The 15,910-nt window shown below is 40.3% G+C and carries 8 protein-coding genes; all 8 read right to left on the reverse strand.

Annotation, left to right across the window (positions count from 1 at the left end; genetic code table 11):
* Nucleotides 1-2: 2 nt before the first annotated feature.
* On the reverse strand, nucleotides 3-1,007 hold the full coding sequence (locus E7K77_RS03755; protein WP_278606795.1) for a carbohydrate kinase family protein: 1,005 nt from the start codon (nucleotides 1,005-1,007) through the stop codon (nucleotides 3-5).
* A gap of 339 nt (nucleotides 1,008-1,346) precedes the next feature.
* Nucleotides 1,347-2,987 carry a heme anaerobic degradation radical SAM methyltransferase ChuW/HutW gene (gene hutW / locus E7K77_RS03760; RefSeq protein WP_038150578.1) on the reverse strand — a complete coding sequence of 547 codons (1,641 nt, stop codon included), beginning with the start codon at nucleotides 2,985-2,987 and terminating at the stop codon, nucleotides 1,347-1,349.
* A 21-nt stretch (nucleotides 2,988-3,008) separates the two neighbouring features.
* The gene (locus E7K77_RS03765) at nucleotides 3,009-3,527 is read right to left on the reverse strand and encodes a flavodoxin family protein (RefSeq protein WP_004698523.1); all 519 of its coding nucleotides are present in this window, start codon (nucleotides 3,525-3,527) and stop codon (nucleotides 3,009-3,011) included.
* Between the two features lie 28 nt (nucleotides 3,528-3,555).
* Nucleotides 3,556-4,359: an energy transducer TonB gene (locus tag E7K77_RS03770; protein WP_004696671.1), complete on the reverse strand. Its 804-nt coding sequence runs from the start codon at nucleotides 4,357-4,359 to the stop codon at nucleotides 3,556-3,558.
* 2 nt (nucleotides 4,360-4,361) lie between these two features.
* Nucleotides 4,362-4,769: an ExbD/TolR family protein gene (locus E7K77_RS03775; RefSeq protein WP_004698605.1), complete on the reverse strand. Its 408-nt coding sequence runs from the start codon at nucleotides 4,767-4,769 to the stop codon at nucleotides 4,362-4,364.
* A 2-nt stretch (nucleotides 4,770-4,771) separates the two neighbouring features.
* Nucleotides 4,772-5,389, reverse strand: coding sequence for a MotA/TolQ/ExbB proton channel family protein (locus E7K77_RS03780; protein WP_004696674.1), 618 nt, complete (start codon nucleotides 5,387-5,389; stop codon nucleotides 4,772-4,774).
* A 35-nt stretch (nucleotides 5,390-5,424) separates the two neighbouring features.
* Nucleotides 5,425-10,503: a TonB-dependent receptor domain-containing protein gene (locus tag E7K77_RS03785; RefSeq protein ID WP_325306470.1), complete on the reverse strand. Its 5,079-nt coding sequence runs from the start codon at nucleotides 10,501-10,503 to the stop codon at nucleotides 5,425-5,427.
* A gap of 186 nt (nucleotides 10,504-10,689) precedes the next feature.
* Nucleotides 10,690-15,711, reverse strand: a complete 5,022-nt coding sequence (locus E7K77_RS03790) for a TonB-dependent receptor plug domain-containing protein (protein ID WP_325306471.1) — start codon at nucleotides 15,709-15,711, stop codon at nucleotides 10,690-10,692.
* Nucleotides 15,712-15,910 lie beyond the last annotated feature (199 nt).

Below are 15,910 nucleotides of genomic sequence, written 5' to 3' on the forward strand. Positions count from 1 at the left end.
ATTTACTCCAATCCCATTAACTTATTTACAACTTGTAAACTTGGTAAAGCGCTACGACCACCAATCCCTTGCGTATTTAAAGCTGCTACAGCGGACGCAAAAATAGCAGCTTTTTCTAAATCAGAATGTCCACAATGTTGTAATAAATCTATAGCATATGTAGAGGTCTTTAACCCTTCTACTGGGGCTAACTCTCTCAATAATGTAACAAGCTTTGAAAGAAATGCACCATGAAAACTATCTCCGGCCCCCGTTGTATCAACTACATATTCTTGAGGGAATGCCTGACAACGATAGAAAGTTCCATCAGGCCATACGAAATAACTACCATTAGCGCCATCCGTAACCCCCGCAATAAGAGCACCACGGTCATGAATGATATGGCAGGCTTCTTCTAAATTAGTAGTGCCCGTATATTTTTCAGCATAATCACGAGCAACAATAGCAATATGACTTGACTCTGTAATAGATTTCATTTCTTCATCGTAGCGCTGTGCACCTCCATCGAGGGAGATAATATTACCTGCCTCTTGTGCTAACGCCATGGCAGAACACATGAATTGTCGATGCCGTCCGTTAACATGTAAAATGAAAACTTCTTTAATTAATTGCTTATGAGTATCTAAAAATACTGGCTCTGGCGCAGTAGAGCGTTCAAAAAATACGGCACGCTCGCCAGTGCTATGCTTTACTAGGATTGTAGCAACGCCACTCTTTTCCCCCTTTTCAATGTGAATAGCATCAGTATTAACATTATATTTTTTAAAATCATCTAAAATATGACGCCCCACCATATCGTCACCGATACTGTCAATCATGGCCGTACGTGCACCATATTTACCTGCAACGGCTAATGCTGTAGCTACAGGTCCTCCACCATCGGTGGTAGAAGATACAACTTGTTGTACCTCACGTCCCGTTGGGTAATGATCCACAACGATGAAGCGGTCTAATGTGCTAGCCCCAATACCTAATATATCTATTTCTTTTTGAGGACATGTACTCATACTAACCTCCTAAGCCTTTTATCAGCTATACAAGCAATATCACTTCACATCTTATAGATTTACTATCTCACTTATTGTTTTATGATTTTAACAGCAATTAGATTTTTATTGTCCTTATAGACTTATACATCTATTCCTATACATCTATTGCTATGCTTTTTAAAGTCATTTAAGTCTTATACCTACAGAATACCTTTCGCTCTATAAAAAGTAAACCCCAGACTACAGTCTGGGGCTACTTTGTACTACAGAGAGCACGTATATGTCACGTAATATGTCTTGTATATTATATGTTGGTTATTGGGAGAGGTTGTTAGAATTAAGGTGTAACATAACAGTTTAAGACATCATACGTTCCATCATATATTCAATCTCATCAGCACTTAAATTGTACATAGCTTGTACCATTCGTTCTGCTGCTTCGCCAGAAGCACCGCTCTTAGCAATTTCAGCTTTAGCCTTAGCAATGAGAGCATCTTTACGTTGTGCTTCGGAATCTTCGTCAGTTGGTACAGAGATATTGGCTTTACCTTGGCCAATGCCACGGACCTCTTGGTTAGGATTTTCTTTAGAAGTTGTTTTTGTATCTTGTGCTGCTACTGCTTCTATAGCGAAGGAATTCTTACCAGTCATGATATATTCAACAGCTTCTAATGTACTTTGCGTAAGGTTTACAGTCCAGAATTCACCTGCATCAGTCAATTTATAAAGCAATCCATTATAGGCAACAAGACCTCGTTTTTCCCATAATTTATAGAGCCAGTTCAATTCATCTAATCTGGAATCCATTTTTACTAAGCTCATAATATTGAGGAATCCTTGTTCTAATTGACTTACTACTCGGTTTACGATAGGTTGTAAATCACTTTGTTTCATAAGGGCCATAAATGGTTTTTCACCGCGGGTAACCATATCTTCGTATGGTTTTAATGCACGATGTAACATCATCCCATAACCGTCGACGTTACCACCTGCACCACTACCAAATGGGAACATTGGAACGCCCGATTTAGCTAAAGTGTTATACAAGCTACGTTCACGGTTATTAGCACTCCAGTGAGCGGCACTCAATCGACGATAGGAACGTTCATCAAGGTATTTACGACCAAATTCAAACATATCCCCTTGCATCGCTGTTGTGGCTGCAGCTGGAACTTTGCCGTTTGTAATGTCTTTATTGAGATCACTACCATCAAATACATTTAATTGATATAAGTCCGCACCATCTACGCCAGAGCTTACCAAATCTGCTAAGTCTTGTTCCCAAACCTCCATAGTTTGACCAGGTAAACCATAAATCAAGTCAATAACAACAGAACATTGACCATAAGCTTTCAAAGCAGCTAGTCGTTCTAATACGGTTTCTTTCGTATCTAAACGGCCTACCATTTGACGCACTTCTGTGTTAAAAGATTGTACGCCGATGGACATACGGTTAACGCCGTTTGCCATCCAAACTTCAAGATTTTCAGGGATCAAATCGTGAATACGCCCTTCTAAGGTAAGCTCATAATCGTTTGCCAATGGCAAGTACGCTTTAATCGCTTTAAGCAATCTTTCAGAATTTGTAGGTGATAAAGATGTTGGTGTGCCACCGCCGATAAATACGGCATGGATCAAACCATCTTTTAATCTCGAACGCTCACTAGCGAGCTTTAATTCACTGATAAGACCATCAATATATTGGTCTTCAACACTTTGACTCGTACCGTTTTGGAAGAATCCACAATATGTGCATTTTGTCTTACAAAACGGAATATGAATGTAAGCGCATTGCATTTCGCCCTTTTTAGGAGTGCCATTCATTAACGAATCCCAAACGGCTTGTGTTTCTTTTGGAGAAACAAGCGTACCATTGAGACCTGCATGCACAACACGTTTATGAGGAAATGCACCACTCATCGGATTATCGCATTCTAAACCTAGTTGTAGATTGCGTTGTTTCTCCGGAATGGACTCAAAGAAACTTGCTAAACTCATACTCCAATCCCCTTTCAGAAATTAGGCTTGCAACTTTGCAAGTACAGATTTTGTAAATTCTTTTGCATTTGCAAAGTCTTGTTCATCTGGATGAGTTTCCGCCGCTTTATGTAACGCATCGCGTTCTGGGCTTTGCCCATGTGCTGATCCAGGTGGGAACATTTTATACATCATTTCGATTACTTTAGGATCGATTTTACCTTGGCATACGAAGCCGTCTACAAGAGTTTCTTTGTTAGGCAATAATTCAGATGCTTTTTCGATACTTTCACGAGCATGATCAGAATCAGCATACATCCCTAGTGTGGCAAAGAATACCACATTAGGATTCTTTAAAGTTTCAATCAATTTTGCCGCTTCTTTATTCGCTGTGCCTCGATCCACCCAGAAACCTACGAATACTGTATCATAATCAGCTAAATTTTCAGGTGCATCTTTTACAGGAACGCAAGGTGTACCTTCAGGCATAACGGAAGCCATTGCTTCCGCTACACTTTTAGTATTTCCCGTAAGGGAAGAATATAAAATAATAGATTTCATATTTATCTCCTTTATTACTTAGATATATTTATTCTTCTTCATCTTCGCCATCGGCCTGTACTACAAAGTGTACAGGAACTTCTACTGGTTGTATATCCCCTGTTTCGTTTGGATACGGAGTCGCTCGTCGCACTGCATCAAGAGCCGCTTCTACAAATATCTCATCCCCACCACTAGTTGGATATACGTCTATTAAATTACCATTAGTATCTAATTTAGCCATTACATTAATTGTAACATCTACGTTCATTTTACGTTTAATAGCCGCATAAGGAATTTGTTTTTGGCTATCTACGGCTGCATAAAAGCCCTCTACATTGAACGCGGCTTTACCTGTACCGTGGCCATCACCTTCACCGGTACCATCACCTGTACCAGTACCATGGCCTCTACCATCACCAACGCCAGTACCTTCACCGGTACCATGACCGCCACCAGAACCGCCACCTGATCCAGGGCCTGTGCCACCAACAGCGGAATTATCACCGGATGTATTGCCTTTATTTTCACTTGCTTTAGCTGCCACATCTACTGCATCAGGAATATCTGTTGCTGTAGATGGTTCAACATTTGCTACAACAGCCTTTGTTCTTGCCGCTACTTCATCTGCTGACAATGGTTTTGGGAACAGATCTGCTCTGTTACCTCCGCCACCACCAGCATGTCCACTGCCACCATCATCGAGTACACTTTGTGTGAGGTCGATTTCATAGGTATCCATTTCTTGAATGGCTGGAACCACTACAAAAAAGATTACAGCAATAAAGAGAGCAATAAGATGAACTACGGCGGATATAATGGCTGCTTTTTTCCATGATATGCCTAGTCCCATAGTTATCCTTTCTGTTCAGCTGCAATAGCTAAGCGTTTAACGCCAGATTGTTTTAACATGTCCATAATCGCTACTACTTGACCATGAGCCGCTCGTTTATCGGCTTGTAAGATAACACTAGCATTAGGGTTTTCTTGGATACGTTGTTTTACCATTGCCTCAGCATCGTCAATGCTCATTGGCTTGTTATCAATCGTAATATGACCCTCCGCATCTAATGTTAAAACCACTGGTAATTGAGCGGGTGCAGAAGCACTAGTAGCCTGTGGTAATTGTACAGACAAGGCTTTTTGAGCCACTGTTTGCAAGCTGTTCATCATGAAGAATACCAACAAGAAGAAAATGATATCAATCATTGGAATAATCATGAATTCCGGCTTAGTTTTCATACGAAAGCTTTGCAAGTTCATAACTATTTCCACCCTTCTCGTTTAGCTGTAACTATATTTACACACATATTTTCAATTTGGTTAATAATGGAGTCCAAACGATGACTAAAAATTGTGTAGACGATAAACGCCATTATGGCTACACATAAACCAGATGCTGTAGCGATAAGAGCCTCACCTACACCACCAGTAATGGCAGATGCACCGGCACCGGAGTCAAGGATACTGAAAGAACCTATCATACCTGTTACCGTACCAAGCAATCCCAATAATGGAGAGATTGTAACTGTTGCACTTAAGTAGTCCATATATTTTCGGAAGCCAACTGCATCAACCCCCATTTGATCAGCAAAGGCTGTCTTCATTGCTTCTTCGCTAGAATCATTTTTTAAACCTGCTTCCGCAATACGACTTGCAATAGAAGGGTTCTCTTTAATGACTTTATCGATTTCATCCCAACGTTGTAGTTTTGCAAATTCATTTACTGCATGAGTTACAACAAATGTTTTGCCTGCATACTTACGATAGAAGAAAGCACGTTCTGCAGCTATAGCGATAACCATGAAAGACAAGAGTAACAATGGATACATTACATACCCACCACTATGAAATAAGTGAATGACATAATTTAAATTTTCCATATTTGTAACCTTTCTGCCTGTTTACAGACTGAGCATTAGAACCTATAGGTCCCTTGAATTCGTGTATAATCGCCTAACTTAAAGCTTTCACTACCATATAAAGTATCTCGTTTATTAGTGCCCTTCGCATCAAATGTATAGAATGCTTCAAGAAGCAAGTCCTTGCGCGGTACATAGCCGGCACCAAATGTAAAGCTGCGAACACCATCTAAATAACGATCAGGTACTGCGCCCGTACCATTGCCACCGAAGAAGGAACCATGTTCAAAGTATTTGTAATCGATGAACGCATTCCAAGATTTCGGAACATCTAGATCAGCACGCCCAATATCTAGACGAGCCATCCAGAAGTGTGGTGTGCCGCCCATTTGGTGACCTTTTAGAGTAAAGTCTGCTGTGCCACGTTCATGTTGATATACGGTATTACCATTGAGGTAACGTCCTAGGTTAGAACGGTTTTGACCATAATCAACCGTAACAGCCGCATTAGCACCAAGTTGATACTTAGCACCGATACCAAATACATGAGCTACATTGGAGAAGCTGTATTCATCATTACTATTTCCATTAGCATTTAAATATGTATGTGTTTTACCGCCAAAGGAACGTAAGTACCAAGCTTGTAAACCAAGACGAGCACCAATTTGTTTCTTGTATTGAATAAATGCGGCCTTATCGATGGCTGGTACAGTATCTTTTTCAAGAACTACACCTTCTGTTCTGATCAAGTTGCCAATGACCTTACCGATTGCTTCGCGTGGTAATTTATTTTCAGACTCTGCATCATGTACAACATTTTCAAGATTATACATATAGTTATACATAGCATTTGGCATGCCCCAACCATAATAAGAACCACCTTCACCATAATCGTTATAGGACATTGTAAAGTTCTTCTTATATAAGGCCTCTTTAGCATCATAATCGCTAAATACGTATTTACCACTATCATATTTATAAGTCTTAGCCCCTAAGAAACCAGTAAATTCGTAATCACTAGATGGTTGACCATAGTAATCATAAGATCTCTTAAATGTACCATCAGCTTGTTTTACCCAAACCTCATCAAGTGAACCATTATTATAATTCTTCCAATTATCTGTAGCATTATATTTAGCAATTTCTGAAATGGATTGATTAATCTCATTACCATGTTTATCAACATAGCCCTTAGGATTCACCAAAGCTTCTTTATTATCAGTAGGTACGATAAGTCCTTTAGCCTTATCTTTTAGATATTCAGGGTATAACGGAGAGTTCACATTATACATAAGATCACCAGTCTTATAGAGTTTTTCCCCTGTTTTCTTATTAGTAATTTCGTACATTGTATATCCACCAGATGGAATATCGAGGGAGAATTTCTTCTCAGCCATCTCTGTAGGATACGCTTTTGTAAGAATATCTTGTAAACGACTCATAACTTGAGCTTGTTTTTGTTGTATTTCTGCCAACTTAGCATTAGCCTTTTCAACTTCTTGATCGCGGTTTGGATTACTCCAATTTAGGTTTAATGTAGCCTTATAAGCTTCATATTCATCTTGCAAATCTTTAAGCTGTTGATAGAAATAAAGGCTATTAGTCTTGCCTTTATAAGTAGAATCATAAATGCCATTAGGACTATCTGGTGCTGCCGGAGCATCAGAATCTTTTATTTCACCATCCGAACCAGATTTTGTAGCACTGTAGATATCATATGGATAATCATCACGATTGATACCAATCAATTCAGCTGCTGTTGGTGGTCTAAAGATAACTTTATGCACTGCATGTGTATATGCAGAATCAGTGATACCTGTACTATGTTTGAAAGTACCAACACCAATACGAACTTGAGAATCATGGCCATTCCAAACAGCACGAACGCCATCATAAGATTGACCAAACCAGTAGCCACTAGCGCCCATAGGCTCGGTTAAGCGGCCCACTGATACATCCCATTTCTTAACGCGTCTTGTAAGATCAACTGTATCGAGTCGTTGATGGTTGAGACCTTTGGAATCAGATTTTGTCCAGCTTGTATCTACTCCACTCATACCACTCATGCTGCCAATAACCTTGAGATTTGTGAACTCATTGAGTCGAGCATCAAAGCCAAGACGTAAGCGTTGTTCAAAACTATGACGATTAGCATCGTACATATTGGCTTTTGCAGAACCGATGGCAGAATTTGCTCTAAATGGAGATTGCGGTCTATTAGAACCATCATGTGCCATCCAACGCGCTCTATAGTCGCCAACCATTGTAATACCACGTTCTTTAGTAGTATCAAAATCAGAACGAATAAAGTCAGTTAAACGAACTATATCAGCTACGTTTTGTACACCAGATTCAGAATTTACCACTTCACCATTAGCTACATTAGCCCCTGTAGCATTAACTTTTGAACCATCCTTAGTTTTGCCGATGGCCGTAGTTTTACTACTATCGCCACCACCAAATTTAAGGTTAACACCCATGCGGTATACGCGTTCTTGTGTAGCACGATCATCATCGCGATGGTTAAAGATATTGTTGATACCGAAATACATCATGGCATTTTTATTGAAACGTTTTTGAATCATTACATTCCAAATGCCAAATGTTTTCTTTTCATACATTTGTTTCTTATAAACGCCTGCATCACCAGACAAGATATCTGGCCAGTAGTTACCACCGTTATTAAGAGTATTACTATCAAGCATATTGATATAGTAATCACCCCAGATGGAGCCATTCCAACCGGATTTAGGGTTATCATAAGTAATGCCAATATCAACTTTGTGCATTGGTTTATCCAATAATTGACGTGGCATGGATGGATCGCTTTTGTTGATGGCGTGTAAATATGTATAACCTAATTTACCAGACCAATATTTGCCGAATTTTTGTTGTACTTCCGCTTGCAACCCTGTAATTTCAGCTTTACCAATATTTTTAAAGCTGTAAATCATATCCGGTGCACGTTGGTATTTCGCATCACCTTTGAGATATGGTGCGAAGTCCATAAAATCACCAGTGAAGTATACAGACATATAGTTCTTAATACGGTTATGGAATACACCTACGCGTGCATATGTATTTTTATTTTCACCTTCCAAGCTCATGTCGAAATTGACTGATTTTTCTGGTTTCAAATTAGGATTGCCAGCCCAGTACCAACCGAGTTTTGCTACCCCAATCCCTACAGGGTTAGAAGCATACATTTCCCAGTTATACCACAATTCGCCCATACCAGGTTCTGTATAACCAGTACCTACATTGGCTTTAAATCTGCGATGTGTATTACCATTAACGTTATATGTCATACCCAAGGATGCAGATACGTTAGAACCAAACAAGCTACTATTATCAAAACGCACAATTGGAGACAATGTTAAATTCTTATTGACTTGCCATGTATCAGAAATATAAGCGTTTATTTTACGAATCGTACCACTACCAGTAGTCAAGCGTTGGTCGCGATTACGGTACTCTTCCAAGAAAGCCTTACCATTTAGCTTAGGTGCTTTCTTACGCATTTCTGGATCGTTAGACTCACCATATTTAAAATAGTCGCCTACGATATTTGCACGATGCGCCGCCATTTCAGGATTTTCCGATTTCAACCGATTTTCTAAAGCATAATATCGCTTCTTAAATTCATCCGTTACGGGCTGATTATTCGGCGATGTGCTTGACCATTCACTAAGTCTGCTTTCCGATAAACCATAATTCACATAATCATCGTACGTAATGCCCGGCTTTTGTGCCTTTGTTTCAGCCCCATAGTATTCATAATCCATATCCCATTGCGGCATGCCGCCACCGGAATTAATGAATTTATAGTCATGGATGTGAGAGTAAACTTTAACACTATTATCGCCTTTACGTCGCACGAGACGATCAAGGCGGTCTACTAACAAGCTTTTATCGTAATCCCATGGATCAATGTACATCGTACTTGTATTAGGAGAACTCTTTAAGCGACTACCAGAACCTTCTTCACGAGCATAGCTAACACCATAGCTTAGCAAATGATTTTTATTGACTTGCGTATTAGCATTGACTCGAATATCTAATTGACGATGATCGATGTTATCAATATAACGCAACTCATTAGAGCCTTCATAAGCGGAACGACCTGTATAGTTAATGAGGGCTACGTCATTTTCTTTAATACGAGAGTAATTAGTTTCTACCGTCCAGTCACTCTTTCCAGCTCTAGAGGACCATTGCAGGTTAGCTGTATTACGATCTGCCGTACGTTTGAAGTGTTGTTGTGGCTCTAAGTCAGAGTCGGAGTGCTTAACATCGCGTACAAGATCTTCCGTGTACCGATTAAGTCGCAATTCCACCTTATTTTTATCATTTGCCTCATAGGTCGCTACAAGACCAATATCTGCCGCATCACCATAGTAACGAAGTACATTTGGCTTGAAGTTATGTTTTGCATAATCAAAGGCCATCCCAGAGGCACGACGTTTAACAGATGCTAGAACAGGCATAAGATCTCGTTTACTACCTGATAAACCAACCTTTAACTTGCCCATTTGACCAGAATCGGCACGAATGAAGAAGTTTTGGAACGGAAACACATCGCCATCGCTCTTGCGACGCAGGCCTTCAGCATTAAATTGTACGGATGGTTTCTTTTGTGCTTTTTTAGTGATGATATTAACTACACCACCTACTGCATCGGATCCGTATTTAGCACTAGCCGCACCTTGAATAACTTCAATTCTCTCTACGTTCTCTGTACCCAAACGTTGTACTTCATCGGCCGCACCAGAGTACTTATCAAAATCACCTAGCACTGGTTGACCATCTACGAGGATAAGAGTGTGACGCGCTTCTGCACCGCGAATGGACACGCCCACACGCCCCATAGCATCAACTGTTCTAGATACGCCTGTTTGCGTAAAAATAATATCTTCAACGGACTTCGCCTGTTTCTTTTCAATCTCTTTCTTGGTAATGATTTGCACTTGCTGTGAGTTCAATTTTGCTTCTTCTTCTGCCCATGTGCCTTTCACATTAACAACATCTGTAGTGACAGTCGCATTATCTGCCCAAACCACTAGAGGTGCGCTAAGCCACAAGGCAACTGCACTAGACAGGATTATGGTACGCTTTGTATGTCCCCACCGGTTCATTATGCCCTCCTAAACTTATAACTAAACATATGTCTTGTATCTCCCACACAAAAATTAAAAAGATACACTTCACCAACATTAATGACATTGAATATCATTCACATTTTAATGTTAGCAAAGTGTATCTTGCATATCTACTCCGAATAGACCAAAAATATACGTTTCGGACAAATCGGATATAAATTTTTAGAATTTATACGTCATTTGGAAACGAGTATAATTCCCAAGTTTAAAGTTTTCAGATCCATATAAGGTATCTCGTTTATTGATCCCTTTTGCATTAAATGTATAGAATGCTTGTAAAAGAAGATCTTTAGTTGGCACATAGCCACCACCAAAGGTAAAGCTCTTAATACCATCTAAGTAACGGTCAGGAACAGCCTCTGTACCATTGCCACCAAAGAAGGAACCATGGGCAAAGTATTTATAGTCTACATAGGCATTCCAAGAACCAGGTTTATTCATATCGGCACGACCAACATCAAAGCGCAATGCCCAGAAATGAGGTACACCACCTACGTCACGGCCCTTGATATCGAATTGAGAGGATCCAGCCTTATGGTCATAATGAGTATTGCCATTCATGAAGCGACCAAAGTCACTACGGTTTTGTCCATAGTCGAAGGAAACACTTACATTATGATTTAATTGATACTTAGCTCCAACGCCGAAAACATTAGCCATATTGTTGAATTCATGCGCTTCTGTAGCATTACCATTCGCCGTATAGAAGCGATAGTCACTACCGCCAAAGGAGCGTAAGTACCACGCAGCTAAGCCAAGTCGAGGTGTGACCATATGTTTAACTTGAACATAGGTAGCCTTTTCAATTGGTGGAATTGTATCCCGCTCCAATACGACACCTATTGAAGGAATAACAGCACCTGTATATTTGCCTAGCGCCTCTCTCGGCAAACGACTGTTGCCGTCCGCTTTTTCTAGCATTCGGGTCAAGCTATTAAAGTACGAAGCTATCATAGAAGGATAATAGGCACTTCCTTTTACGTTAATAAGACCAGACGTGCCGGAGTCGTTAATATCAACGACATTCGCCTTATAAATAGACTTGTCCAGCCCGTCAAAGGCATTATCTTCAAATTTCATCGTATACGGATTATTGCCGAAGCTATAGGTTGCTATATCTTTCGCCTTGGCACGATACGCCTCCACGATAGCCGCCTTATTCTGATTGTACCAATTTGAAATAAACGTTTTTCCACCATTGGAAAGAACAGTGGTATCACTCAACTTCATTTCAAACAATGGGTTTTTCTTATCAAGCCCAATCGTTCCCGGTGCTATTTTCTGAGTGAAAGTACGTTCGTCTTCATACCATTGTTCATCATCTTCATCATAGTATCGCGATTTATAAGAATACGTTACTGACACATCCGGCATCTTAATCGATACAGTCTGTTTAGCCGCATCCGCACCATAAGCTTTCACCGCGATTTCCTGCATCCGGCGCAACACATCAAACTGCGCAGCTCGCAACGGTTCCCGTTCTTTCGCCACACGAGCTTCCACATCCGGTAAAGATGCTTCCAACTTTGCCAACTCCGCTTTTAATGGAGCCAGTTGATCCGCGGACATGCCGTCAATAAATTCTTTAGACCAGATATCGGAAGTCATATCGTCGATTTTCTTCTTTAATGTACCTACCTCCGCATCTAAGGTGCCTTCCTTATCGCGCAAGGCTTTTAATTGCTGGTAGAAATTAATAGTATTCCCTGCATTTGGTACGATGAGTTCCTTATTGGCACCATCCGAATCCATAGTAACACCTAAGAATTCCTCTACCGTTGGAACCCGTTTAAAATGCGTATAAATAGCATGAGTATAAGCACTGTCGCTAATTCCCGTACTATGTTTAAAGGTCCCCACACCGATACGGACTTGAGTATTCTTATTCGTCCAAACACTACGAAGGCCGTCATATTCTTTATTAAACCAATAACCTGTAACCCCCATAGATTCAGTAATACGACCAACACTATGATCCCATTTAGAACCGTGATGTGTTACATCTAGTTCTTCGAGACGTTGATGATTAAAACCTTTAAAACCTTCTGTTTCATGACTGCTATCTACACCAGCTTGGCCAGAAGCACTACCCACAACACGTACATTCGTATTATCGTTAATACGAGCATCGACACCGACACGTATACGTTGATTCAAGCCATGTTCCTTGCGGTCCGCCAAATTCTTTGCGGCCTCGTCGGATACGTAACTTGTAGCAGTCACCCGCGTAGCAGGACGATCAGATCCAAGATGACTGTCATTACGTACACGATAATCACCTACAAGTTCCATACCTCGTTTTCTGTCTGTATCGAAAGGACGCGTAATAAAATCCTGCAGCATAACCGGAGGTAACGATTCAAACTGCTCCTTCGTAAGTTTCGTTTTACTTTCACCTGAACCGAAACCGAATTTCATATTTAATCCGATACGATATACTCGAGCCGATAAAGCCCGATCATCATCACGATGATTAAAGAGATTATCAATACCGAAATAGATTCGCGAATCCTTATCAATCTTCTTTTGAATCATCAAATTCCATATGCCATAAGTTTTATGTTCATACATATCGGCGGTTTTTCTATTATTCAAATTATATCTGATAACGGAACGATCGGAATTATTAGGATCAATATAAGATACCATATAATTACCGCCACCAGACAAGGAGTTACTATCCAGCATATGGATATAATAATCTCCCCACAGACTACCGCTCCATCCGCTAGCCTTATCCTCAAAATCCACACCGATATCCACTTTATGACGAGGTTTATCCAGTAATTCACGAGGCATATCTTTATCGCTCTTATTAAGCGCTCGTAAATACGTATATCCCAAACGGGCCTTCCAGTGCTTATTCAAAGTTTGTTTAACTTCAAATTGAAGTCCCGTAATTTGGGCCTTTCCGATATTACGGAAGCTGTAAATCATATCTGGTGCATGAGCAAATTTCGCCGCTCCATATGTGGTAGTTTCATCATACTGAGGATAAAAATCCATCAAATATCCCGTATTGTAAATCGACATATAATTCCGAATATTATTATGGAATACGGTTACTTTACCATAGGTATTTTTATTTTCCCCTTCCAAAGAGAGGTCAAAATTCATGGATTTCTCCGGTTTAAGGTTCGGATTTCCGACCCAATACCAACCTAATCGGGCTTCACCGCCACCGATAGTGGCATTTGTAATATTCGGGCCATACATTTCCCAGTTATAATACAGCTCGCCCATACCAGGTTCCGTATAACTGGTACCCACATTAGCCTTTAATCTGCGGTGTACATTTCCATGTACATTATGAGTCATGCCGAAATTAAACGACCAGTTGGAGCCAAATAAATCACTATGATCCAGTCTTATAATTGGTGATAAAGTAGTATTTTTATTAACCTGCCACGTATCCTGAATAAAGAAATTCTGTTTCTTGATTTCCGCACGTCCTGCGGTCTGTTGATTAACGCGTTTTAAATACTCTTCTTTAAAATAAGCTCCGTTTAATTTCAACTTCGTAGAATCAAAATCCGGTACGGCGCCATAGTAAAAGCTCGGTAAATATGCATCATAAAGTGCTGGATAATACTTACCGTTTTCATCTTTTCGGCCCTCCTTATTAAAATGATAGTCTTCAATAAATTCTTTATTCTCCGCTAATAAACGTTTAGCAAACTGCTGATATCGCGCATAAGCTTCAGGATTCCGTTTTTTCAGCGTACGCTCCGTCACGGGGCCGTCCACAAGTCCCATTGCGGCCGCTGAATCAATTCCCGCCTGCGGATCCAAATATTGAAGATATTCTTCGTAAGTAAATTCCGGCAATGTATTTGGCTTGCTTTTATCTCCGTTATACCATTCTTTCTCCTTATTCCACTGCTCTACACCGGCCTCGTTTTTTCTGAAAGAATGGTCATAAATTGTGGATGAAGGAACACCGTTTTTTACCGCCAGACTTTTATCGTAATCCCAGGGATCGATATGCCGTTTATAGGTATGAGGCGCATTTTTAAGTCTGCTACCTTCGCCTGTCTCCCGTATAAACCCAATACCATAAGACAAGAGATGTTTCTTATTGACTTGCGTATCTGCCCCGAGTGTTACGCTCCATTGACGATGATCTACATTATCCACATAGTTTAATGTATTTTTCCCTTCATAGGTACTGTTCCCGTAGTCACTGGTTAATGTTACATCATCTTCTTTGGTTCGAGTATAATTCAGCTCCGCTTTCCACGAACTCTTATTGTCCTGACCAGTATACGTCAAATTAAGATTGTTCCTATCTAAATCCCGTTTGTAATGAACCTGAGGTTCCAAATAAGAAGTACTGCGCTTTACATATCGTTCCAAGTCTTCATTATACCTATCGATACGGACTCCCAAAGACTGTTTATCATTAATATCATACGTAGCGGCCAAACCTATATTGGAATTTGTACCGTAATATCGTAGGGAATTCTTTAAAAACCCGTGATCTTCATCATTGGTCATAGCGCTGATACGACGCCGCTCGCTAGCATAAATAGGCATAATATCACGTTTACTACCGTGAATATTAACTTTTAACTTACCTAATGAGCCAGAATCAGCGCGCATAAAGAAATTGGAAAACGGTACGATATCACCGTCGCCTTTAGTTCTACGACCTTCTGCATTAAACTGAAGGCCAGCGATCTTACGCGGTTTATTGGTAATAACATTGATAACACCACCGATGGCGTCGGATCCGTATTTAGCGCTAGCTGCACCTTGAATAATTTCTATACGTTCCACATTTTCTGTACCGAGACGCTGTAATTCATCACCGGCGCCTTGATATTTAGCAAGATCGCCCATCACAGGCTGTCCATCCACAAGAATCAAGGTATGACGCGGATCCGCACCACGGATAGATACACCGACGCGCCCCATCGAATCAACGGTTCTGGATACACCAGTTTCGGAAAATACAATATCTTCTACGGATTTTGCCTGCTTTTTGACAATATCCTTCTTCGTAATAATCGTCGTCTGTTGAGACTCTTGTTTTGCCTGCTCTTCAGCCCATGTACCGCGAACATGAACCACATCGGTTGTTACAGTCGCATTATCCGCCATAACTACCGGCATTTGCAACCAGCACGCTACTGCGCAGGATAATATAACATATCTCCTTGCCCGCACCCAACTCCTATTCATTAAATTTCCTCCACACATATATTTAACCATGCATATAAAAATACACTTTACCACCACAACCAAATGACATTGAAAATCATTTACAGATTTAATGGTAGCAAAGTGTATTATACATATCTACTCCGAATAGACCAAAAACATACGTTTCGGACAATATTTAATTTTCATAGACTATCAAACCTAGCCTAAAGCACAAAAA

Origin of the sequence: Veillonella parvula, from assembly GCF_032577575.1 — a bacterium.
Classification (GTDB): domain Bacteria; phylum Bacillota; class Negativicutes; order Veillonellales; family Veillonellaceae; genus Veillonella.